The 21,813-nt window shown below is 42.4% G+C and carries 18 protein-coding genes; 1 reads left to right on the top strand and 17 read right to left on the bottom strand.

Translation table 11 applies throughout. The annotated features are described in order from the left end of the window. Window positions 1-74 precede the first annotated feature (74 nt). On the top strand, window positions 75-1,652 hold the full coding sequence (locus F453_RS0102705) for a S41 family peptidase (protein WP_025789992.1): 1,578 nt from the start codon (window positions 75-77) through the stop codon (window positions 1,650-1,652). 854 nt (window positions 1,653-2,506) lie between these two features. Here F453_RS0102705 and F453_RS0102700 read toward each other — a convergent pair. The 17 genes from F453_RS0102700 to F453_RS0102620 all read right to left on the bottom strand — a co-directional run bounded on the left by F453_RS0102700 (window position 2,507) and on the right by F453_RS0102620 (window position 21,634). Next, complete coding sequence (locus F453_RS0102700; protein ID WP_018966623.1) at window positions 2,507-3,169, bottom strand: M15 family metallopeptidase; 663 nt, start codon at window positions 3,167-3,169, stop codon at window positions 2,507-2,509. A 112-nt stretch (window positions 3,170-3,281) separates the two neighbouring features. Next, window positions 3,282-4,352, bottom strand: a complete 1,071-nt coding sequence (locus F453_RS0102695) for a nucleotidyltransferase domain-containing protein (protein WP_018966622.1) — start codon at window positions 4,350-4,352, stop codon at window positions 3,282-3,284. Window positions 4,353-4,417: 65 nt separating this feature from the next. Continuing rightward, on the bottom strand, window positions 4,418-6,340 hold the full coding sequence (locus tag F453_RS0102690) for a nucleoside-diphosphate sugar epimerase/dehydratase (RefSeq protein ID WP_018966621.1): 1,923 nt from the start codon (window positions 6,338-6,340) through the stop codon (window positions 4,418-4,420). Window positions 6,341-6,598: 258 nt separating this feature from the next. Next, a complete protein-coding gene (locus F453_RS0102685; protein ID WP_025789993.1) occupies window positions 6,599-7,723 on the bottom strand; it encodes a DegT/DnrJ/EryC1/StrS family aminotransferase in 1,125 nt (374 codons plus the stop codon). Window positions 7,724-7,761: 38 nt separating this feature from the next. After that, the gene (locus F453_RS0102680) at window positions 7,762-8,376 is read right to left on the bottom strand and encodes a sugar transferase (protein WP_018966619.1); all 615 of its coding nucleotides are present in this window, start codon (window positions 8,374-8,376) and stop codon (window positions 7,762-7,764) included. 13 nt (window positions 8,377-8,389) lie between these two features. Continuing rightward, the gene (locus tag F453_RS0102675; protein WP_025789994.1) at window positions 8,390-9,505 is read right to left on the bottom strand and encodes an ATP-grasp domain-containing protein; all 1,116 of its coding nucleotides are present in this window, start codon (window positions 9,503-9,505) and stop codon (window positions 8,390-8,392) included. Between the two features lie 16 nt (window positions 9,506-9,521). Further along, a complete protein-coding gene (locus F453_RS0102670; protein ID WP_018966617.1) occupies window positions 9,522-10,703 on the bottom strand; it encodes a glycosyltransferase family 4 protein in 1,182 nt (393 codons plus the stop codon). 227 nt (window positions 10,704-10,930) lie between these two features. After that, window positions 10,931-12,007 (bottom strand): glycosyltransferase, encoded by a 1,077-nt coding sequence (locus F453_RS0102665; protein ID WP_018966616.1) that lies wholly within the window; start codon window positions 12,005-12,007, stop codon window positions 10,931-10,933. Window position 12,008: 1 nt separating this feature from the next. After that, the gene (locus tag F453_RS0102660) at window positions 12,009-12,923 is read right to left on the bottom strand and encodes a glucosamine inositolphosphorylceramide transferase family protein (protein ID WP_018966615.1); all 915 of its coding nucleotides are present in this window, start codon (window positions 12,921-12,923) and stop codon (window positions 12,009-12,011) included. Further along, the gene (locus F453_RS0102655; protein WP_018966614.1) at window positions 12,901-13,788 is read right to left on the bottom strand and encodes a glycosyltransferase family 2 protein; all 888 of its coding nucleotides are present in this window, start codon (window positions 13,786-13,788) and stop codon (window positions 12,901-12,903) included. Before F453_RS0102655 ends, F453_RS0102660 begins: the two co-directional genes overlap by 23 nt. Continuing rightward, window positions 13,788-14,933 (bottom strand): EpsG family protein, encoded by a 1,146-nt coding sequence (locus F453_RS0102650; protein WP_018966613.1) that lies wholly within the window; start codon window positions 14,931-14,933, stop codon window positions 13,788-13,790. The genes F453_RS0102655 and F453_RS0102650 overlap by 1 nt, the downstream gene beginning before the upstream one ends. Before the next feature lie 7 nt (window positions 14,934-14,940). Next, window positions 14,941-16,137 carry a glycosyltransferase family protein gene (locus tag F453_RS0102645; protein WP_018966612.1) on the bottom strand — a complete coding sequence of 399 codons (1,197 nt, stop codon included), beginning with the start codon at window positions 16,135-16,137 and terminating at the stop codon, window positions 14,941-14,943. A gap of 4 nt (window positions 16,138-16,141) precedes the next feature. Then, complete coding sequence (locus F453_RS0102640) at window positions 16,142-17,128, bottom strand: glycosyltransferase (protein WP_018966611.1); 987 nt, start codon at window positions 17,126-17,128, stop codon at window positions 16,142-16,144. Beyond that, window positions 17,118-17,687 carry a DUF1919 domain-containing protein gene (locus F453_RS0102635; RefSeq protein ID WP_234398454.1) on the bottom strand — a complete coding sequence of 190 codons (570 nt, stop codon included), beginning with the start codon at window positions 17,685-17,687 and terminating at the stop codon, window positions 17,118-17,120. The genes F453_RS0102640 and F453_RS0102635 overlap by 11 nt, the downstream gene beginning before the upstream one ends. Before the next feature lie 101 nt (window positions 17,688-17,788). Next, window positions 17,789-19,063 (bottom strand): nucleotide sugar dehydrogenase, encoded by a 1,275-nt coding sequence (locus tag F453_RS0102630; protein ID WP_025789995.1) that lies wholly within the window; start codon window positions 19,061-19,063, stop codon window positions 17,789-17,791. Further along, window positions 19,063-20,103 carry a glycosyltransferase family 2 protein gene (locus tag F453_RS14655; RefSeq protein ID WP_018966608.1) on the bottom strand — a complete coding sequence of 347 codons (1,041 nt, stop codon included), beginning with the start codon at window positions 20,101-20,103 and terminating at the stop codon, window positions 19,063-19,065. Before F453_RS14655 ends, F453_RS0102630 begins: the two co-directional genes overlap by 1 nt. Next, entirely contained in the window at window positions 20,093-21,634 is a 1,542-nt protein-coding gene (locus F453_RS0102620) for a lipopolysaccharide biosynthesis protein (RefSeq protein WP_018966607.1), read from the bottom strand. The genes F453_RS14655 and F453_RS0102620 overlap by 11 nt, the downstream gene beginning before the upstream one ends. Window positions 21,635-21,813: the final 179 nt, after the last annotated feature.

The raw sequence follows: 21,813 nt of genomic DNA, 5'->3' as shown, positions 1-21,813 counted from the left end.
CGGTCTGCCCCACCTGTCTGTCTTGTGCGATAAGTACAACCTCCCCACCCCACCAAAGTAAATTCAAACGACACATGAAGAAATTATTAATTCTTGCGGTTTGTTTCGCCACGCTAGCCGCACAAGCACAACTGCAGATGAACTTTGGAAAAGAGAGTCCGCTGCAAAAACTGCAGATTGCCGAAATGGCAATTAAAAACCTGTATGTCGATACCGTAAACGAGAACAAACTTGCCGAAGATGCCATCAAGGGCATGCTAGAAAAGCTAGATCCACACTCGTCTTACTCCTCGGCCAAGGAAACAAAGGCCATGAACGAGTCGTTACAGGGCTCGTTCGAAGGCATTGGCGTGCAATTTAACATTGCCAAAGACACACTGCTCATTATACAACCCATTGTCAATGGACCCTCTGAGAAGGTGGGCATCATGGCTGGCGACCGCATCGTGAGCGTTAACGACACGGCCATTTCGGGTGTGAAGATGTCGCAAGAAGACATCGTACGCCGACTGCGAGGTCCAAAAGGCACCGTTGTTAAAGTAGGCATTGTGCGCCCAGGCATCAAAGATTTGCTCACCTTTCATATCAAACGCGATAAGATACCTATCGAAACGCTCGACGCCTATTACCTTATCAAGCCTGGTGTGGGTTACATCCGCATCGGCAGCTTTGGTGCAACCACCTACGAAGAGTTTATGCAGGCACTGATGAAACTGCAAGTGAAGGGCGCAACCGACCTTATACTCGACCTTCAAGACAATGGTGGCGGATACCTGCAAGCAGCCGTTCGCATTGCCAACGAGTTTCTTCGCCGCAACGATCTCATTGTCTACACACAAGGACGAAGCTCTAACAGGCAGGAGTTTCGCGCCCATGGCGATGGCAGCATGCTTACGGGCAAAGTGTTCGTGCTGATTAACGAGTTCTCGGCATCGGCTGCCGAAATCGTAACGGGGGCATTACAAGACCAAGATCGTGGCATCGTGGTGGGTCGCCGTTCGTTTGGCAAGGGTCTGGTGCAACGGCCTATCGAGTTCGCCGACGGCAGTATGATGCGCTTAACGGTAGCTCATTATTACACGCCATCAGGCAGATGCATTCAGAAACCTTACACCAAGGGCGACAATGCCAATTACGAGAAGGACCTGGACAACCGTTTTAAGAAAGGGGAGTTTTACAGTGCCGACAGCATTCACCTGAACGACTCGCTAAAATACCAAACGCTTCGTCGTAAACGCACGGTGTATGGCGGTGGCGGTATCATGCCCGACTATTTCGTTCCGTTAGATACCACACAGTTTTCGCACTATCATCGCCAACTGGCTGCTAAGGGTATCATCATCAATGCCAATATACAATACGTGGATAAGCATCGTAAGGAACTGAAAAAAAAGTATCCCTCGTTTGCCGAATTCAATAAGAAGTATCAGGTGCCACAAGCTATTCTCGACGAGATTGTTGCCGAAGGTGGGAAGCAAAAGATTAAAGCCAAGAACCAACAGGAGCTAAAGTCTAGCCTCGCTAGCATCAAAACGCAATTTAAAGCCCTTGTGGCTCGCGACATTTGGAACATGTCTGAATACTTCCACGTAATGAACGAGCACAACCGCGTAGTGCAAAAGGCATTGGTGTTGTTGGGAAAGGGGACCTGATAACAAACCGATGAGCCAAAAAGTAGGTAGGTTTACAGACCAACACACCAATAGATTAGGCAAATTTCAAAGTGGTTTATCCCACTTAAAACATTAAACTTAGCATACAAATAAGGGGCTGCCACTTGGCAACCCCTTATTTATTTCACACCATTCATTAACAGAATGGTTCAAACTTATGACAACTACCGCATGGCGGTTGGGTGCAATACTAACCACCAATAGGCACATTTAAATTAAGTGGGGGCATGGAACTCACATCTAAAACACCAATCGTTAAGCGGTAATTGGGCACAATACTAGCCACCAATAGACACATTTAAATAAAGTGGTGGCATGAAACTCACACCTAAAACACCAGTCGCTACGCGGTAGTTGGCACGATGTCCCTCACCTGTATAAAGGTTACTATGGATCGTTTGATATCTCCAACTGGCGTATAACATAAAAACCAGCGATACAAATAAGGGGCTGCCAAGTGGCAACCCCTTATTTATTTCACTACATTTCATTTCTCGAACAAGCATCGTTTCTCAGCTTTTTAGGCCCTGCTTCTACGCTATTTCAAGCCAATACGTATGTTACTGTATCCTCATGGATTATCTATCACAACAAGCTTTACGATAAATCATCGCGTTAAAGCTAACATGGAATCTCGTTCCAGATGAGATGGAATGTTGTTCCAACTAAGATGGAACCTCGTTCCAGCTGATATGTAACAAGGTTCCATGTTAGCTGGAAAAATTCATTATTTTAAAAGATGATCTTCAATCAATTACCCATCGGACATCAAAATAACGATGCAAGACTCTTAACACCTTATTTTCATCCTTACCTTGACTGAACTCCACGCGCTACTTTATCACCTTATAAAGCCGCTTTGCTTCGGCTCGCGACTTAAAGTTAAAGTGCCACCACTCGGTGCGCAGCGGCTTAAAGCCTGCGTAGCGCATAACCTGCCGTAGCAGTTGGCGGTTTTGCTGTGCGCGTTTGCTAATGGTGCCTTTGGCAACAAGCTGGCTTTCTTGGTCGATATGCGCGGCAATGCCGAGGTGATCTATCTTTGTACCCATTGGCAGACTGTCGCCTTTGGCGTCGCAAAGGGTGATGTCTACCGCCAAACCATAATTATGCAGTCCACCGCCATGGGCTGGATTGCTCACATAAATCTTCATCGACGTGTTCTTCACCTTGTTCCACATCTTCTGTTGGATGTGCATGGGGCGTGCCGCATCGTATATTTTCAGGCTCAGTTCGGGGCGTAACTGCTTCAATTGCTTCTGTGCCTTCACGAGCGCAGCTGCCGCTTCGGGGTGCAAATAGGCTTGGCGTAGGTCGTCGTAAAGCACCGAACCCACGAAGTTATCGGCTCGTGCATACATCAACGACACTTGTAACGTGGGGTCTAACTCGCGCACATTGACATAGCCTGCTTGGCTTAACGCCGCCTCGGTTTTGCCTGTTTGCGACTTGGCTGGCTGTGCAAAGAGCGTAAAAAGAAAGAGAAGCTTGAACATTGTTGATTATTGGAATAAAAAATAAAAGGAGATAACGCCCGTGGGGCAGATTTATCTCCATCGAAAACCTAGAAAAGTCTAGGACAAAAGAAAAGGGCAGAAACCCCAGCGTCTATCCGCCAAGCCCCAGCCTAAACATCTTACGGGGCAGTTCTTTAAGGATAGTGGCTCGTATTTCGCGAGGCGATAGTCGCCAAAACAAACGATAATGGCGTAGCTTACGCATGGTGGCCTCAACGTTATAGCGCATACCCGAACGCACGGCAGTGGTAGAATGATGTTTGCCAAAGTTGCCACCGATAAACACGATGTCGAGGATGGCCGACTGATAACGTGCATCGCGCGGGCTAATAGAGAAAGGAAACTCATGAGCGGGCAATCCTAACTTATCTATTAACACACTACCTATGGCGCAAAAGGCGCGATAGAAGCCCATGGTGCGTAGATGACGTTCGAGCGAACTGCGGTCTATCGCTTCACAATGGCAATGCAGTAGCATAAGCAGGTCGCAGAATTGGCGCAGTCCCACACCTAGTTCCACCAAATGATGGTAGAGGTGAAGGAAGGTGTATAGCACATTGAGCGTGGGCGGAAGCGTAACGATGGGCGTGCCATCGATGGATATTTGCTCGTTGGGAGCTTCGGCCAAAAGGCGTTCCCAATAAGATTGAATACCCTTGCTGTTGAACTTAATCATACAGAAGTGCATCTCCAAGGGCACTTCGTGATAGGAAAATTCGCGGTGTTGTTCGCTCTCTTCGCCCCCCAAGGCGATGCCCCATGCCTGTTGCAAAAGGCCTTCGGCACGTGCGAAGTCGGAAGGTACACAATAGAAGTCGATATCGCCGGGAGTTCGCGCCAAGGGATGAGGATAGAGTTGCGCAAGAGTTTGGCCCTTAAAGATGCGATAATCAACCTTATCGTTGGCAAGGATGACTGCCAATTCTTTAGCCACACCGCTCACTCTATGGTTCAGTTGCTCTATCATCATGGTGCGCGAATAGGCCATCAACGCATCGGCACGCTCTAACTTCACGTTATTTCGTATCAATGCACCCATCACCAAGCCCTCTATCGTTTGCTTGGCAGCCATGCGTTGAAGTTCAACAAACTGCTGATGATTGAGAGAAGTAAATGGCAATGGTGTTTGCCAAAACTCGTTGTGGAGAAGAGAGAAGAGCATGAAATTTGGGGGATAATGGGTAAGAGGGGTTCATCCCTCCCGTTGCCTTCAGTTGAATAGCTTGCTTAATCCAACTCCGAATACACAGAGTTCTTACTTTTAAACTCGGGTACAATCTGCTTCATCTTACGCACGATGTTCATTTCGTCGTAGGTATGCGAGATAGAGACAAGCTCCATCACGTCGGTGTTCACCTGTTCGTAATCGTACTCGCGCACCTTGGCTATGCGTATTTTGGGATTGAACGAGGGTAATGTTCCCTCTTCATCGTTGAGAACCTCCTCATAAAGTTTCTCACCCGCACGCAATCCTGTGTATTGTATCTCGATATTCTTAGCACCCGACAGGCGTATCATACGCTTAGCCAAGTCGGCTATTCGCACGGGCTTGCCCATATCGAAGACGAATATCTCGCCACCGTTACCTTTGGTACCAGCTTCTAGCACCAACTTGCAGGCCTCGGGGATGAGCATGAAGAAACGAATGATATTCGGATCGGTGACGGTTACAGGACCACCAGCCTTTATCTGCCGTTCGAAAAGCGGGATAACCGAACCGTTAGAGCCCAGCACATTGCCAAAACGAGTGGTGACGAACTGTGTGTTGCCCTTGATTTTACCCTCTTTCTCGGCCTTGTCGAGACTCTGCACGTATATCTCGCAGATGCGTTTAGAGCAGCCCATCACGTTGGTGGGGTTCACGGCCTTATCGGTAGACACCATCACAAACTTCTTTACGCCGTATTTAAGGCTGAGATCGGCCACAACCTTTGTACCCCAAATGTTGTTTTGTATGCTCTCGCTGGGGTTGTTTTCCATCATGGGCACATGCTTATAAGCAGCAGCATGGAACACATAATCGGGCTGGAAGGCGGAGAAAATGCCTTCCATACGATCGCGATTGGCGATAGAGGCGATGACGGTAGAGGTCTTTACCTCGGGGTAATCGTTGGCCATCATCAGTCGGATGTCGTGTTGTGGCGTTTCGGCTTGGTCTACCAACATGAGCTGTGCTGGATGGAAAAGGCATATCTGCCTAACCATCTCGCTGCCGATGCTACCTGCCGAGCCTGTAATAAGTATCTTCTTGCCCTGCAAAAGGTTGCCCACGCTCTGCATGTCGATCTGTATCTGGTCGCGGGGCAGTAGGTCTTCGATGCTAATCTCTTTGAGGGCGTTCACCATTTGGTGCGACTCGTTGCTGTCCCATTCCTGCACATCCTCGGTCATATAAATGTTCACGCCTGCCTCGATGAGCAAATCTTGCAATTGGGTGTTATCACGAAACTCCTCATTACGCAAGGGCGACACCAGCACCGCGTTGATTCGGTTTTCTTTTATCACGCTAATCAGGTCGTCGTTTACGGCGTACACCTTCTTACCCATAAGGTAGCGGTTGGCAAAACCTTCTTCGTGGGCTATGAAACCAAAGAGCCGATACTGCTGTGGCTTCTGTGCCGTGATGTTCTTAGCCAATCCCACGCCACCTTCACGCACACCATAAATAAGCGCTCGCTTAGCTTGTTCGGTGTCGAACACCGTATCGTAAATACCCTTTATCATGATGCGGAAGGTCCACAGCAGAATGGTGGTCACAAGGTAGATAGAAACGATGTGGCGCAAATGTAATGGAACGATATGCTGATGTATTGCGGGCCAAAAGATAATGGGGTAATGTAGCACGGTAACGATGACGAAACCCAGCCCCATGGCGTATGCCACGCGCTTAAGATCGACAAACGATGAATAGCGTATCACCCCTGCATAGGTGTGGAACACCCGGAAACCTATCACGTTGAATACCTGATAAAGCAGTAGCGTGTTAAAGATGGGTCCGATGTTGATGACCGTGCGCGAGATGCGAAAAAACAAGGCACACACGAAAATACCACCAAGCAAACAAATGATGCAGTCGATAAGGAAGATGCACCAATAGGGCAACGACTCTTTTCGGAAGTACCAGTTTATAAATTTATAGAATGGATTCATAGCAATATAAGTTAACGGATTGAGTTTCTGAGTTTGTAAGTTTCTGAGTTTATATGGTTTTGAATTGGGAAGAACTTAATTCTTAATCTCTATTACTTACGCGTTCTTATATCTCTGGGGTTCTTCGTTGTTTCATGATGTGCTTCCTAATCACTGAAGCTTTCAAATAAATCACCTGCTAACGGAGTGAAAGCTGAAGACTCTAAACTTCCCAACTCAAAAACTTAGAAACTTAAAAACTCATGAACTCAATAAACTCTATTTCATCTCTCTAACAATTCTTTCTATGTCTTGATCACTTACGTAAGGTCCTGACGGCAAGCAGAGACCTTGGTCGAAGAGCCTTTCCGATACGCCATTGACGTATGCGGGCGCATCCTTGAATACAGGTTGGGTATGCATAGGCTTCCATAACGGACGGCTCTCAATGCCCACACGCTCTAGATGTTGGCGCATCTGCTCGTAATCGCGCCCCGTTTTCTTGGGGTCGACAAGTACGGTGTTGAGCCAATAGTTGGATTCCATGTAGCTTTCGGGTGCTACGTGTAGGTCTATTCCGTCAACATCGGCAAGCAACTGAGCGTAAAGTTCGGTGGTGTGACGATGGTGGGCGATATGTTCGCGCGCAATAGTCATCTGTCCGCGACCAATGCCTGCACAGATATTACTCATGCGATAGTTGTAGCCAATCTCCTTGTGCAAATAGTAAGGCATAGGCTCACGAGCCTGAGTGGCGAAGAACATGATACGCTTCTTCGTTTCTTCGTCGGGACAAATCAATGCTCCGCCACCGCTGGTGGTTATCATCTTATTGCCGTTGAAGCTCATGATGCCAAACTGACCGAAAGTACCAGTCATACGTCCCTTATACTCTGAACCGAATGCTTCAGCCGAATCCTCCACCACGGGTATACCGTAGCGGTTGGCTATCTCCATTATCTCGTCGATGTAGGCAGGCATACCATATAGATATACCAGCACGATGGCCTTGGGTTTCTTGCCTGTCTTGGCTATGCGGTCTTTGATGGCTTGCTCCAACAAGTTGGGGTCCATGTTCCATGTGCGGTCTTCGCTGTCAACGAACACGGGTGTTGCGCCTTGATAGGTTATGGGGTTTGCCGAAGCCGAGAAGGTGAACGACTGGCAAATTACCTCGTCGCCTGCCTTTACACCCAGAGCCACTAGCGACAGGTGTATGGCTGCCGTGCCTGCCGACAACGCCACAACATGCTTACCTTGACCCACAAACGCTTCCAAGTCTTTTTCAAAGGCATTGACATTCGGGCCCAAGGGTACCACCCAATTGGTGTCGAACGCCTCTTGAATATACTTCATTTCGTTGCCACTCATGTGAGCGAGGCATAAGTAAATTTGATTGTTCATAACGTATGTTTTTGTTAAATGCCGTGAGATGAGCTACGTTAGATCATCTCACCATTATACTTCATCTTTGTTCCCAATACTGTACACAATATCATCTGAATATCTTTTAGAAACGAATAGTTTCGATAGTAATAAAGATTTATGCGTATCTTATCGGGATAAATTACCTTATTATTATACTCAATAGGGTCATCAACAGTCTCCAAGAGTTCTTCTTCAGAACGATATTTGAGACTAGCAGGACCTGTAATACCAGGACGAAGTTTTAGGATGTCTCTATCGGCACCCTCTAACAAATCAGCATACCCTGGTACATCAGGACGTGGCCCAACAAAGCTCATTTGTCCAATGAAGACATTCCACAGTTCGGGCAGTTCATCTAGTTTATATTTCCTAAGTTTATGGCCTAGTGGGGTTATTCTATTCTTCTCTACTGCAGAAACAGAAACGTCTTTTTGGGGTTCAGACGACATTGTCCTAAATTTACACATAGTAAACATTTTACCATCTTTCCCCACGCGCTTTTGCCTAAAAAGAATTTTTCCTTCTGGCATTTTAATCTTTATTAGGCAAGCAACAATTAGATACACAGGAAGGAGACACACCATCCCAATGAATGCAACAACCCTATCAAATATCCACTTAAAAAACATTCTACTCGTCCTATTAAGGATTAAGTTTCTTATTCTTAATCAGTTTATTTAAATAATACCTACATTCTCCAAGGATGGCTCTTTTATCATCATTCCTGAAATCATCAAAAGCATCAAAGTCCCAACTCCTAATTTGCTTGAATTCTTTCTTCGTCAACGTTCTTTGAACTATCTTACTAACCAAAGCAATAACATCACCCAATATCCATTTGGTTTTCGTCCCTACCTTTAAATTTATCGGCTGTTCGTACTTACCACTAGTAAATAAAGAATATACAATGTAGGGAATATCAAAACCTGCTGCCATAGGCGTAGCCAAACCTCCTGTAAAACGAGCATTAACCTCAATGAATACCGCTTCTCCCGTTTCCTCGTTCACTTTAAAGTCAATTCCGCATACGCCTTTATAATCAACTTCATTTAAAAGCTGCTCCGCGTAGCGTTCAATGGCTGGCATCGAAACGATTACACGTTGGGTTGTTGTTCCACCACCATCCGTTTTTGTTACCAATGAGCGGTAGGTGCTTGCAAAGAAAAAGCCATCATACCTAACGCAGTCAACACTATAATCTACTCCGGGAAAGAACTCTTCAATTAGTAAATCTTCCCTTTTATAGTTAGAGATTATCTTCATGCCTTCATCATACGATTTTGGGAAGTAGACCCCTTTTGCAGAGTTTCCAAACTTGGTTTTAACAACGATGGGGTAGTCGTGTCCTTTCAAGTCTTGAATAAATGCGGGAACGGGGACACCTGCCTTCTCTGCGATAACCGTGGCAGAATATTTGTCGGATAGCTTAACTTGCATATCATAGCTCTCCATGATGTAAATCACATCTTGTGGCAGCTCGTCAACGTGTTTAGCCAGTACAACCGCCTCATCGTGAGTGGGCATTAAAACCTTTGGCTTGAACTTTTCTATGGCGGCCTTAATGTCACTGATAAAGGCTTTCTCGTCAGTCGTGGGGTCTGAATAGGTGAAACTTCCCACGCTATACCTAGACATACTGCAGATATTGTGCTTCGATGTGTCACCCACAACTACTCTTAATCCCTTCTCAAATAAACTCCTTATAATATTATATCCTACCCTATTCCAACAATAGGATACAATCACGTCACATTTCATTTCTAATCTTGTTTTTTTAATTTAGTTTTCCATACTCTTCGCGTAGAGCTTCCCAAACTTGCCTTTGTTCATACCTACTTTGTATTATGGTACGAGCATTCCTAGCCATAGAATTAGTAGCAGTGAGGTCATCCAAGAAATTCTCCATCATTTTCAGCAAGGCCTCACTATCCCTAGGTGGAATTATTTTACCATTTATCCCATCAGTAACAATTTCATTACAACCATTAATGTCTGTAACAATGGAAGGTAGCTTCATTGAGCCAGCCTGCATCACAACATTGGGAAAGCCTTCTCGGTAACTAGGAAACACAAGTGCATCAGCTACTAAGAAATAAGGACGAACATCCTTCTGATAACCCACATAGACAACATTAGATGCTGATTTGAAAAAATCCTCAATACCATTATCTAGGGGGTCGAACTCTGTTTCAAATCGCCCCACAAGTATCAGCTTACATTTAGGATGGGAGCCTTGAAGCTGGCGCATACAGGCAGCCAATTCGTTCATCCCTTTGTCTCCCACGATACGCCCTACGAAAACGAAAGCGAAATCATCGGCCGATAAGCCCAACGATGCACGTATAGCCGCACGCTTGTTGGCAACATCTGTTGGGGTAGGCTGTGTTTCATCTACACGCGCCACACTTTCGGCCGAGAAATATTCTGTGTCAATGCCATTGATGTTGCCGTTAAGTACCACTTTCAATGGTTTCTTCGTAATGTGGTCGTGCTCTAATGCCATTTTCACGCCATTGCCTTCGGGGATTACCTTTGTTGCACAAAAGCAAGTGATACGCTCCATGGTCATCAATATCCAACGGAGCATGCCTTGTGCGCCCTGATAGCGCAAGCCCGTAACAGTGTAAATGCGATGGGGTACGCACGTTAGTTTACCTGCCATCATGGCCAACAAACTGCCTTTGGGCGTGTTGGCATGTACGATGAACGGGCGTTCGCGCTTAAATATCTTGCATAGTTTCCACAAGCATTTCAAGTCTGCGCCCAATGAAATCTCTCGGTGCATCGGCACCTCAATCACTCGCACCCCCTCTCTTTCGGACACATTCATTAGGCGACCCGTATTGTTAGACAAGCCTACCACTTCATAATGTTGGTTCATGAAGTGCAGCTGCCCTTTGATAAGCGTGTCTAGACTGATGTCTGAGGTAGTTACCCTGATTAATTTCTTTTTCATATCCAGCTATCTTTGCCACCAAGGCATCAGTACAAAACCATTAGTACTGCGACTACAAGTTGCAGGTAGTGTGGCTACAAACGATCTGTAGTGGGACTACTAACCACTCGTAGCCGAACAGGCAGATTGTCAATGCTTAGTCGCTTAATGAAAATCAAATTCTAAAGCCGCATTTTCCTGCCACAATTTTGTATATAACGTGTGGGAGATTTTTTATAGATGCGTCTCTACTTGTGTACCAGTTCCTTGTACACAGCTTCGTACCCATCCACCATCTTATTAATGTCGAACATCAAAGCGTGTTGGTGACATTTCTCGGCCACCTCATCATAATATGCCTTGTCATCGTGTAGCTTTCGGATAATGCCTGCCAAGGCCTCGGCATCGCCATGTGGGAACAAAACGCCATAACCCTTCGTTACCTCGCGTAATCCATCTACATCGCTAGCTACAAACGGTCGCCCAGAGGACATTCCTTCAATGTTTGAGAGGGAAAGGCCTTCCCAATGTGAAGACATCACTACCACATCTGCTGATTTCAATACCTGTGGCACGTCTGAACGAATGCCCAACAAGCCAACTCGGTCTTCAACGCCAGCTGATACAATAACACTTTCAAGTTCTCCTCGCCTTACTCCATCGCCTACCAACCACAGCTGGTATTGAGAGGGAAGCATAGCCATGGCCCGTATCAGCGTGTCTTGGTCTTTTGCCTCACGAAATCCTGCCACCATCACCGTGGTGAACGTATCTGGCATGCGAAGTCCTTCTGCCTCTTGTGCAACGTAAAACCGTTCCACGTCTACCCCATTGTTGATGGTAAGCACACCGGGAGCATACTTGTTGCCAATATGCTCTAACAGCTTTTCTTTGGCAATGTCGGATATGCAAACGATCTTATCGTAACGGCGGTACATCCAGCGGTCTATCCAACCATATCCCTTCAAGGAGCGACGTCGGTTATTGGTGGAATGTTCCGTTGTCACCAGCTTAGCCTTACATTTACCTTTAGCCATGGCTGCAAACAACTGTGGCGAGGTATTATGCGTATGCACTATATCGTATTGCGGCATCAAGCGTTTAAGCCTCTTAATATGCTTCAGGCTATATACCCCTTCGCTTTCAGTAAACTCTATCACGCCACAGCCAACGTCAAGCAATGTCTGCTTAAAGATAGAAGGTCCGCCAACGAAAGCCACCACATCCACCTCGTGCCCTCTCGCCTTAAGCTTTAAGGACAAATCCACCACAATCTTTTCTGCCCCACCCGTTTGCAGGGAAGTGATTACTTGAAGAATGCGCATTTTAAATTATTCTTAATGCACGTAACGTCTTCCTAATCCACATGTTGTCAAAACCGAGGGAGTCTGTAACAATGCAATCTTGGTAGATATTAAAAGTATGCATACCCACATTTAATTTAGGATTTACCGAATATAATCTTCTAACTTCTTCAAACTTCAGTCGTCCTTCTAAAATTGCCATCTCTAATGGCATCTGTTTGTCATCACTTACCAACTTCTGAATGGTAACAGCATGGCCGTATTGGATATTGCACTCTTGAGTTGGACGATACCAATCACCATTATACTTAAAGAAACTACCAGACATCCTAGCAACGTTTTCTTTAAAAGAATACTCTTGACAATACTTATACTTCCTAACTTTTTCATCCCAAGTATAGACATATAGCGTGTTTCCATTAGCCTTTGGAACTTTGGTACAAAACAAGAATTCGTAAGATCCTATCTTGAGAGGCACAGCGTCTGCCACATCCTCATCAAGAACACAACCCACTTCTTCAAGTCTATTCTCACTTATCCAGTACTTATATAAGGTTAATCTTCCAGATTCCCCATTCTCTGGCATAAGATACACCATATCCTTTGAAGAGGAGCGAATGATAACGGGGAAACTCAAATGTGTGGGTAGCTCAACAACAACATCTAGCCTTTTTAGTTCGCATGTTTGTTTATCTATTGTCAGTTTAGTTATCCGCCCCCTATTTATTTGCCTTGGGAATTCCTCCACCAATACAGTTATTTCACTTTCGTTTATGTCTAAGATAAATGGGTCGGCAAACCAACTATTCTTATAATCGTGTATTAACCAACTGACCTTAATTTCATCACCACACAAAATGCTGTTTAAGTCATTCTCAATAAATCCAATGTTCCAGCGCTCGGCTGAAAACCTCTTAATTTTTTGCTTTAACGACATTTCTTTTATCCATCAAGTGCATAATATATCCAAATGGCAAAGTCCAGATCCAAAATTTACTAATCAACGTTTCTTGTTTCTTATTTGAGATACAAAACTTAAATCTATAATAATTAATTGCAGCTTTTACCTTTGCAAGAAAAGGGATATGTTCTTTGTTCAACTCAGAATAGAACAATGTTGATGCGAATGGACTTTTCATCCGAATTCGAATTATATTGTCTGTCAATCCACCATCTAGATAATCCCTAAAATAAACAACACTTGGAAAAACCAACAGACTATATTTTCGTGATACTTGAAACAAAACTAAATCTTCTGGACAAAACCTCTCGTCATCAAACTCAGGGAAAGGGAATTCTTTTAATACAGCCGTTTTAAATATTTCAGCCATATCCCATGAAACATTATATTTATATTGTAATTCGCGAGTATTGGCTTTAAATAGATCCGTTTTCACAAAATGCCCTATTAAATCACCATTATGGTGCGCCATATACCCACAAACACCACCTAAGTTCTCATCTGCAGAAGATTGTAAATAAACCGAGCTAATTAGTTCTAACGAATTATCGGGCAAGCTGTCATCACTATCAACTATAAAAAAAAGCTCACCTTCAGCCAATTGGACACCCAAGTTTATTGCTGTATGTTTTCCACCATTATTCTTCTTTATATATCGTATCTTGAAACCTTTCTCCTGATGACAGATGAATTCATTCACTACGTTCTCAGTATTATCCACAGAGCCATCATCTATAATCAACCATTCAAAATTTTTATACTTCTGTTGACATAGACTATCATACAGGTTGGGAAGTAGGTTCCCCCTATTATATGTTGGTGTGAAAACTGTTATTAGCATTATCTATAGAACTTATCTTTTGCATAATTCGCATCATACTCATACTTCTCATAAATTCTATCACCTTCACGTACACCATTAGTAAAGAACGTTTTATAAGGATAAAGAAAAACTCCCCATAACGTTACAATGCGAAAATACAAGAAGAAAATGATTGTATAAACGAGTATCTTATTGAATATGTCTTTTTGTTGTTGAATAAGTACTGTCGTCAGTGTGGCTATTAAACCCATGATAAAAAACCAGCCCAAGCGTCCTCCATTCTCTGAACGAATAAATAATAGCAGTATGGCACAAAAGGTCAAGGCAACATTTAGCAAAACAATTTGCCGTCTGTCAGTACCAACCTTTCCATAATTGCTAAGAATGAGCCATAAAAAGAAAATAGATTCTAAAAGATAGGCTATACGAAATCCACTTGTATCTTCAATATACTTTGTAGTTCGCTCCTCTAATCCTGAAGTTGAAGAGTAAGCTTCAAACAAGGATGAAGATACCCCTGAAACACCTATCAATAAGCATATTATCATTACTACAACTACTGAGCCTACACTAAGTTTCTGGATTGGAATTATATATATAGGGATGAGAATAATTGCCGAATTATGAAACAATGTAGCTAGCAATACACAGGCGATAAACTTCCATAACTTGCGTTCATAAACATACTTCAGGGAGAGTCCAGCAATACCTACTCCTATCATCTGTCGCAAATAGGTAAAAGTAAAAAAGAACAAAAGCCCAAAGAACAACAATAATGCTATACGATAATCCGAGGCATAACGCTTAATGTTGATATAATATAAAGCATATATTATTAACGTTAATATAAAAATAAAGATGTAACGGTTAGCTGTGAAATAAGATAACAGTACATTTAAATATCCATATCCCAATTCTGTTGGATATAGTTCAAAGATAAATGCGGTGAGAACACTTCGTCCTTCTCGTCTAATGTCTGCCACCTCATCAAACAATTCACCATATATATATCGGTCATAACCACCGAGCATGTCTGAGAAGCCTACAAACAAGGCAAGACCCATCATCCAACAAGTTAGGTATACTGTTGACTTCGCATACTTTTGGGGAAGGAATAACGCACCGGCCATGGCGAGAGCCAAAATGAAAACATATATGTACATCTTATTACTATTTAAACAAATCTATCAATTGCTGAGATATACGCCTTCTGCCATGTTCCACAAAAATCGCTTCACGGCCTCTTTCTGCCATCTGTTCATATTTCTGCACATTATGGGGAATATCAACTAGAATAGACAACAGCTCTTTGGTAGAATGATACTCCAAACACGACACACCGTTCTCAACCGCGATATTCTCCAATGCATATGGCGTTCCTACGACCAGCAAACCATTAGCTAACGCATCAAGAACCTTTCCCTTTGTGCCTGTACCTATGGCTATCGGCGTTAGTTGCACATCGTGTTTACGAATTTCTTCAATATAATCGTGAGCAAACGTTATTTGAGCCACAACATAACCCATATCTTTTAACTGCGTAACTATACTTTCCCATCCTCTTCCTAAAAATGTTATCTCGTAATGTTCTTTCAGTTTGTCCGCCTCTTGTAACATCATATCAAATGCCTCTTCGGCAGCCTCTTTCATGTATAAGTTGTTCTGTCCAGCAACAAGAAGTTGTATCTTAGGTTTAGAAAAAGCAATTTGCTTTTGAGGCTCGGCCACATGGTAATGGGGGTGTCGTAAAAATTTGGCTTGAATACCAGGATTCACGTTACGTAATGAAACCGAATCGGTCTCACCCACCAAGTGATATCTTACCATTGGCGAATTCTCGTATGCTCTCTCCATACGCAAATATTTGGGGTACATTATCACGTTGCGCCAAAACATCATCCTATTCTTAAACACAAACCGTCTGCCCAACATGCGGTAATAATATAAAGATTCGCAGTCGGGAAGGGTATGTACACGCTTAAATCCTGCAAATTGTTTTGTTACTCGCGAGATATCTTGCCCATAAACCCAGATACCATCAGGCTGTAACCTCTTTATCTCTTCAACAGCTCTTCGCGAAAGTCGCATATAGTTAAACAGTGGATACTTGAGCAACACGCGTATAAATAACAAATGCATGCGAAGCACCCACGATTGCCATTTTGGACGGGACAACAGCTTAATCGTCACATTCAGTTCCTCCTCCACTTCTTTTATCTTTGTGTCAGATAGTTGATTGCCGTTAAAGCTGTATATGACAATATCAACGTCTGCTGGCCTATGCACCATCAGATGGTAGGGCAAGGCGGAAGTACCCCGCACATTCTCGGATGCAGGAGTTATCTGGGTAATTAATACAATTCGCATAACACTATCGGATAACGCGTTCTACATTCAGAAAAAAAGTAACCAATATGCTCTTCTTCCAAGAATCCCATGGGCCTTTCATTGGATAAAGCCTCTGCTTCTTTAATTCATCTACCACCGCTTTATTCACACCAAGCCTACCCCATAGATGTTTATTTTTATACAAGGAATAGACTAAGCTGAACAACACGTTTTGACTCCTATTATAAATAGTATAAGCCAGTTGTTCATCGGAAGATTCGAAGCCTTTTGCTAGGGTGCGAAAAGATTGTATGATAAAGATGTCATCTTTCACATACTTTATCTTCTTCTCTGGCACAAGCGACTTACTCGTAGAACTGGGATGATTGATGTAAAGGTATGGTATAAGGCTAGAAAATAACACCTTGCTAGCATGTGGCATCAAACGATATGTCAGTTCTACATCTTGGTGTGTAATACCAGGAACAAAAAACACATCATTATCAACAAATAAGGCTTTTTTCGCAATCAGTGCACAGATAGAAGAAGGATTGTAACCTCCTATAACAGCCTGTACACCAGTAAGCACTTCGCCATGTGGCAAACTGGGTTGATCACATTCAATACACATTGGCACACCCTTCTCGGATATTCGCTGCAATTGTACAGCAAGAATATCCAAGTCTTCATGCTCTTCCAATATGCGAAAGATCTTTGGTAATTCTTTGCTATCCAACTTATCGTCTGCGTCAATGCACCATACATAATCGCCTTTACAGCTCTTTATTCCCAAGTTTCTTGCTACACTTTGGCCTTGATTTTCTTGCGTAAGGTATGTAATGCCTTCGTGTTGCTGCGCATATAACTGAGCAATTTGCGGGCAGGAATCTGATGACCCATCATTAACAATTACAATCTCCCAACTTCCTTTTACCAATTTAGAATGTAATATTGAATCTAAACATTCGGTAATGTATGCCTCAGCATTATACATGGGGATGATTATACTAACGATATGCCTATAATCCATTATTTAAGAAACTAATATAATCAAAGTCATCAAGATAACGCTTAAGACTAAAAAATCCCTTGTACTCAAGAACCTTTCCTGGAAACCAATTTTCATATAACTGATGCCCCTCATAAAAAGCATACTTCTGTTCCTTACTTTTGTCCGTAAGAGAGAGTATCAACTTGGGATACTTTATAGATGAAAAAGCGTCCAGCTCCTCATCGCTTATCGTTCGGCTCTCATATATAACAAACGTATTATCCAAATTTACCCTCTTCATTCTCTTTATCCATGCGGCCTTCCCTTCATCAAAAGTGGTGTAATGAACAAAACCAACTCTAACTGTATGACCTTTATGTTCTTGTATACCTACTGGGAAAGGATACTCTGTTTGTTTAAACTCATATACGTCTAAATTGGTGAACTCTTTTAGATGTTCAACAAAATAAAGGAAATCATCAAAGCTGAGAAAGAGAGTATTTATCGTAGGAGTATTGAATTTCAACCCCAAATCGTGAAGAATAACACCCCCAACACAATTATTGCAGATAATCGTTGGACTATTATTCTTATTCATACGAGATTTGCGGATATGGTACATTTTACGAGGCAATCTCATGATCCTATTTGAAAGCCCTAGTTTATGTGCAACAATACGCTCCTTAAAACTAGCGAGAATCATAATCTTCCATCCACTTGTTCTCTTTCCAATGCTCCCTTCACGTCGTAAATCACACCGTGATCTGTCAGATGTTTCCGCCAATCAGTGTGGGCAAACTCCTTGTGAGATACTGCTAGTATAACGGCATCAAACCTCTCGTTATCTGATACTGAAGGGACTATGTTAATTCCGTATTCTTTCTCCACCTTGACACTATCAGCCCAAGGATCGCATACGGTGATATTGTGCGTGTACTCTTGAAGCGTCGTATAAATGTCCACCACTTTAGTGTTCCTCACGTCAGGACAGTTCTCCTTAAATGTCACACCAAGTATCAATATCTTTGCATCTTTCACCAACACACCTTTCTTATTCATCAGCTTAACGACTTGATTACCCACATATGCGCCCATACCATCATTTAGACGGCGAGCCTCAGACATTATACGCGGCAAAACACCATACACCTGCGCTTTCTGAATTAGGTAATAGGGGTCTACGCTTATGCAATGTCCGCCCACTAACCCTGGGTTAAGTTTGATAAAGTTCCACTTTGAAGAGGCTGCTTCTATGGCGTCGTGTGTATCGATACCCATAGCGTTGAAAATCTTGGCCAACTCGTTCATAAAGGCGATGTTCACATCTCGTTGTGAGTTCTCGATTATCTTCGAAGCCTCGGCCACACGTATCGACGGAGCCTTATGCGTACCATTTATCAACACAGAATTGTAAACCGCATCAACGATATCGGCAATCTCGGGTGTAGAACCAGATGTAACTTTCTTAATTTTCTCAACTGTGTGTTCTTTGTCACCCGGATTGATACGTTCAGGTGAGTAACCTGCATAGAAATCAGTATTGAACTTCAAACCCGAAACCTTTTCCACCACGGGTAGGCATTCTTCTTCGGTGACGCCAGGGTAAACTGTAGATTCGTAAACTACGATGTCACCTTGTGAAATAACCTTACCCACCGTGGTACTTGCGCCGATAAGTGGTGTCAGGTCAGGGCGGTTGTTCACGTCTACGGGTGTGGGTACCGCAACCACATAGAAATTACAGTTGCGTAGTTTCTCCATGTTTGTGGTACATACAAAGCCATTACGCAAGGCTTCTTGCAACAATTCGTCCGACACCTCCAGTGTCGCGTCATGGCCTGCCATCAATGCATCCACACGCTTTTGGTTCATATCGAAACCTATCGTTTTATACTTTGTAGAAAAAAGGCGAGCGAGCGGCAAACCCACATAACCCAAGCCGATAACGGCAATCTTAATATCATTTGTTTTCATCATAATAATGTATACAATGCTTTTTTATTCTTAAAACACGAAATTATGGTATATCGAAAAATACCCTTTAAACTAAGTATCTTGATTTTAAATATTGGTGAGAACAAGATAACCCAAATGGTTGATTTTAATGAATCGAGTGCCATTTGCCTTGAGAAAAAAGAAAAAATATCATCTCTCGAAAAACCGATTTTAACCAGTTCATCTATTCCTTTTATAAAATATTTATAACTCCTTTTCCTAAGGAGAATATATAAATTGAAAGATAACTGGTCTTCCATGTGACTTATATGCAATTTTTCACGAAAAAACAACACCGCCCTTCCCAAGATGTTAATAGTCACCAATCGTAATTCATCACTCTCTTGTCTACTTACAGATCCCTCACGTATTGTTGCACAATATCCGAACCTTACATCTGCGCAGATCTGGTTGGCTACATAGCCTAACTGATATGCAAAAGTAGTATCATTGTGGATGCGGGTTTCATCAAATCTGAGGTTATTCTCTACAACAACACTTCGCCTTATGAGTTTGCAGACAGGCACTCCAAAAGAATAACGCAACTCTATCTCACCCTTTTGTGGATTGGCTAGCCATTTATCAATTTGATCATTCAGATAATTAAGTCGGTCCCTAGGCTCTAGAGTCACGTTGTCTACTGAACTTGCCTTAAAGAAAATTACATCATGTTTTTCATCATTGGCATATTCATTCATTATATCATTGATACATTCATTAAAGAAATCGTCAGCATCAAGAAACAGTAGGAAATCTCCTATGGCTACATCCATCCCTGCATTACGAGCTGCACCTCCGCCCATATTATTTGGCTGCTCTAAAAGTCTCACAGGCTTAGAGCTCTCCTTACATACTGCTCGAAGTTTTAACTTATTTTCTTCACTACTTGAGTCGTCTACAACGATTATCTCGGTATCTTGCCTATTAGGTATTGAACTAAGCGCTCGTTCAAGCAAGTCTGGCACATTAAAATGAGGTATAATGATTGAGAACTTCATTACTATATTATTATTGTACATCTTTTTCAGAGAAAAGCATCAGCAACTTTAATTTTACTTTTTCTCGTGTGTCTGAATCTACCACTACGCAATATGTATAGCAACTAAATAATAATAGGGATAATGTTGCTATAATGCTCAAACGCAAAAAACCAGGCTGCATGACAAGTTGAACTCCGTAGAAACAAACGCATGCGAAAATTGTTATAAAAACTATTTTAAGAAACACTACAAACAAATATCTTTTAATGGGAAATTCCGGAATGTCTCGCTTTAAAAGAACACATGATACTCCAAGCACTACTATACGCAGAGCAATCATACAAATATAAGCTGATTCTATCCCATACCCCAATCGAAATAGAACTAAAACTGGGAGAAGAACGAATAGCAACAATGTACCATTAGATAAACTGAGTAACTTGATATTGCCTGTTGCATGTATAGCAATATGAATAATTTGTGTAAGCTGGAAGAATATATTTGTAATAATTAAAAGCCTACATATTTCTACAGACAAGGGAGGGACATCTCCCAACCAAATCTCAAATACATAAGGTAATTCAAACAGTAGCGGTAGCGCGATTACTAAATACAAAAGCTGACTGTACTTAGAGGCATTTACCATTAGTCGCATCATCTCTTCAAGTTTCCCCTGGGCATAGCTCTTTGTTATCTGAGGCCGAAATGCTGTGATTACATTAGTACAAAAACCTGCAATGGCACCATCAACAGTCGTTGCTATTCCACTAGATGCATTATATATTACACCAAAGAATATATTAACAAGAGAATTTAATCCTAGCTGTCTTACTGAAGAACTCAACTGAACATAGAGATTCCATGATGAGAAGTTTAAAATAGACTTGAAAGTCTCTGGATGTCTAACAAATAAGAAACGGCATTCCTCAAATTTTCTTACGCTATACGACCTATATATTAGAGCAACTATCAACTGTACACTTAACACTAAAACGGCATACAGTTCGAGTTTATCAAAATCACCGATTAAGAGGAGGTAAACAATCACCAGGCGCAGAAGCACTGATAATAGTTCTATGTAGGCATAAATGTTCATTTTCTCGTGTGCAATAATAGAGGCATCATAAGGCACCTGAACTATCTGTACTATAGTAGATATTATTGAACATTGATAAACTACATGAGCTGCAAACATTCTTTCTTCTGGAATAACTAGTTTTGTAGTAAAGAACCACAATCCTAAAGTTTCTGCCAAAATAAAGACAATAAGTGCAATAAATAAATGTACCTGAATTGCTGACGAAAACGTTTCTTTTAATCGTTGTAGATTACCGCGCCCCAATTCATACGTTAAGAAACGAGAAGTTGCTCCACTTAGGCTTGAATTTAGAAAAGAAAATATTACAACCACACCTCCCACAAGGGAGTATATACCATAATCAGAAAAGCCCAATGTCTGTAGTACGACTCGAGAAGTATATAAGGAAACTATCAAAGACAATAGCATCCGAATATATAAAAATAAAGTGTTTTTGGCAATTCTCTTATTGCCACTCTCATAACTCTTCATATCTAGAAAAACTGTCAACTGGTCTTGACTTCAGTGGGACAATACACTAACATTACGGCTTCATCAACAAAAATAATAAGTAAATTCCATTTGATGATGCCGACAGAAATACATTAACTTTAAAATTATGCACCCTTAACAGCCAATTGATTCAAATACTTATCATCATGATAGTTCGC

It is taken from the genome of Hoylesella loescheii DSM 19665 = JCM 12249 = ATCC 15930, assembly GCF_000378085.1.
GTDB classification, from domain to species: Bacteria; Bacteroidota; Bacteroidia; order Bacteroidales; family Bacteroidaceae; genus Prevotella; species Prevotella loescheii.
Note: the sequence above shows the minus strand (reverse complement) of the source record. Positions and strands in the feature narration are given on the sequence as shown.

Bases quoted from the DNA above. Each gene is read 5' to 3' on its own strand.
- F453_RS0102620 (WP_018966607.1), bottom strand. From the start codon at position 21,634: ATGAAGAGTTATGAGAGTGGCAATAAGAGAATTGCCAAAAACACTTTA.
- F453_RS0102675 (WP_025789994.1), bottom strand. From the start codon at position 9,505: ATGAAATGTGACGTGATTGTATCCTATTGTTGGAATAGGGTAGGATAT.
- F453_RS0102635 (WP_234398454.1), bottom strand. From the start codon at position 17,687: ATGAATAAGAATAATAGTCCAACGATTATCTGCAATAATTGTGTTGGG.
- F453_RS0102690 (WP_018966621.1), bottom strand. From the start codon at position 6,340: ATGAATCCATTCTATAAATTTATAAACTGGTACTTCCGAAAAGAGTCG.
- F453_RS0102695 (WP_018966622.1), bottom strand. From the start codon at position 4,352: ATGCTCTTCTCTCTTCTCCACAACGAGTTTTGGCAAACACCATTGCCA.
- F453_RS0102655 (WP_018966614.1), bottom strand. From the start codon at position 13,788: ATGCTAATAACAGTTTTCACACCAACATATAATAGGGGGAACCTACTT.
- F453_RS0102685 (WP_025789993.1), bottom strand. From the start codon at position 7,723: ATGAACAATCAAATTTACTTATGCCTCGCTCACATGAGTGGCAACGAA.
- F453_RS0102705 (WP_025789992.1), top strand. From the start codon at position 75: ATGAAGAAATTATTAATTCTTGCGGTTTGTTTCGCCACGCTAGCCGCA.
- F453_RS0102640 (WP_018966611.1), bottom strand. From the start codon at position 17,128: ATGGATTATAGGCATATCGTTAGTATAATCATCCCCATGTATAATGCT.
- F453_RS0102680 (WP_018966619.1), bottom strand. From the start codon at position 8,376: ATGTTTTTTAAGTGGATATTTGATAGGGTTGTTGCATTCATTGGGATG.
- F453_RS0102700 (WP_018966623.1), bottom strand. From the start codon at position 3,169: ATGTTCAAGCTTCTCTTTCTTTTTACGCTCTTTGCACAGCCAGCCAAG.
- F453_RS0102660 (WP_018966615.1), bottom strand. From the start codon at position 12,923: ATGTCGTTAAAGCAAAAAATTAAGAGGTTTTCAGCCGAGCGCTGGAAC.
- F453_RS0102645 (WP_018966612.1), bottom strand. From the start codon at position 16,137: ATGCGAATTGTATTAATTACCCAGATAACTCCTGCATCCGAGAATGTG.
- F453_RS0102650 (WP_018966613.1), bottom strand. From the start codon at position 14,933: ATGTACATATATGTTTTCATTTTGGCTCTCGCCATGGCCGGTGCGTTA.
- F453_RS0102630 (WP_025789995.1), bottom strand. From the start codon at position 19,063: ATGAAAACAAATGATATTAAGATTGCCGTTATCGGCTTGGGTTATGTG.
- F453_RS0102665 (WP_018966616.1), bottom strand. From the start codon at position 12,007: ATGCGCATTCTTCAAGTAATCACTTCCCTGCAAACGGGTGGGGCAGAA.
- F453_RS0102670 (WP_018966617.1), bottom strand. From the start codon at position 10,703: ATGAAAAAGAAATTAATCAGGGTAACTACCTCAGACATCAGTCTAGAC.
- F453_RS14655 (WP_018966608.1), bottom strand. From the start codon at position 20,103: ATGTACAATAATAATATAGTAATGAAGTTCTCAATCATTATACCTCAT.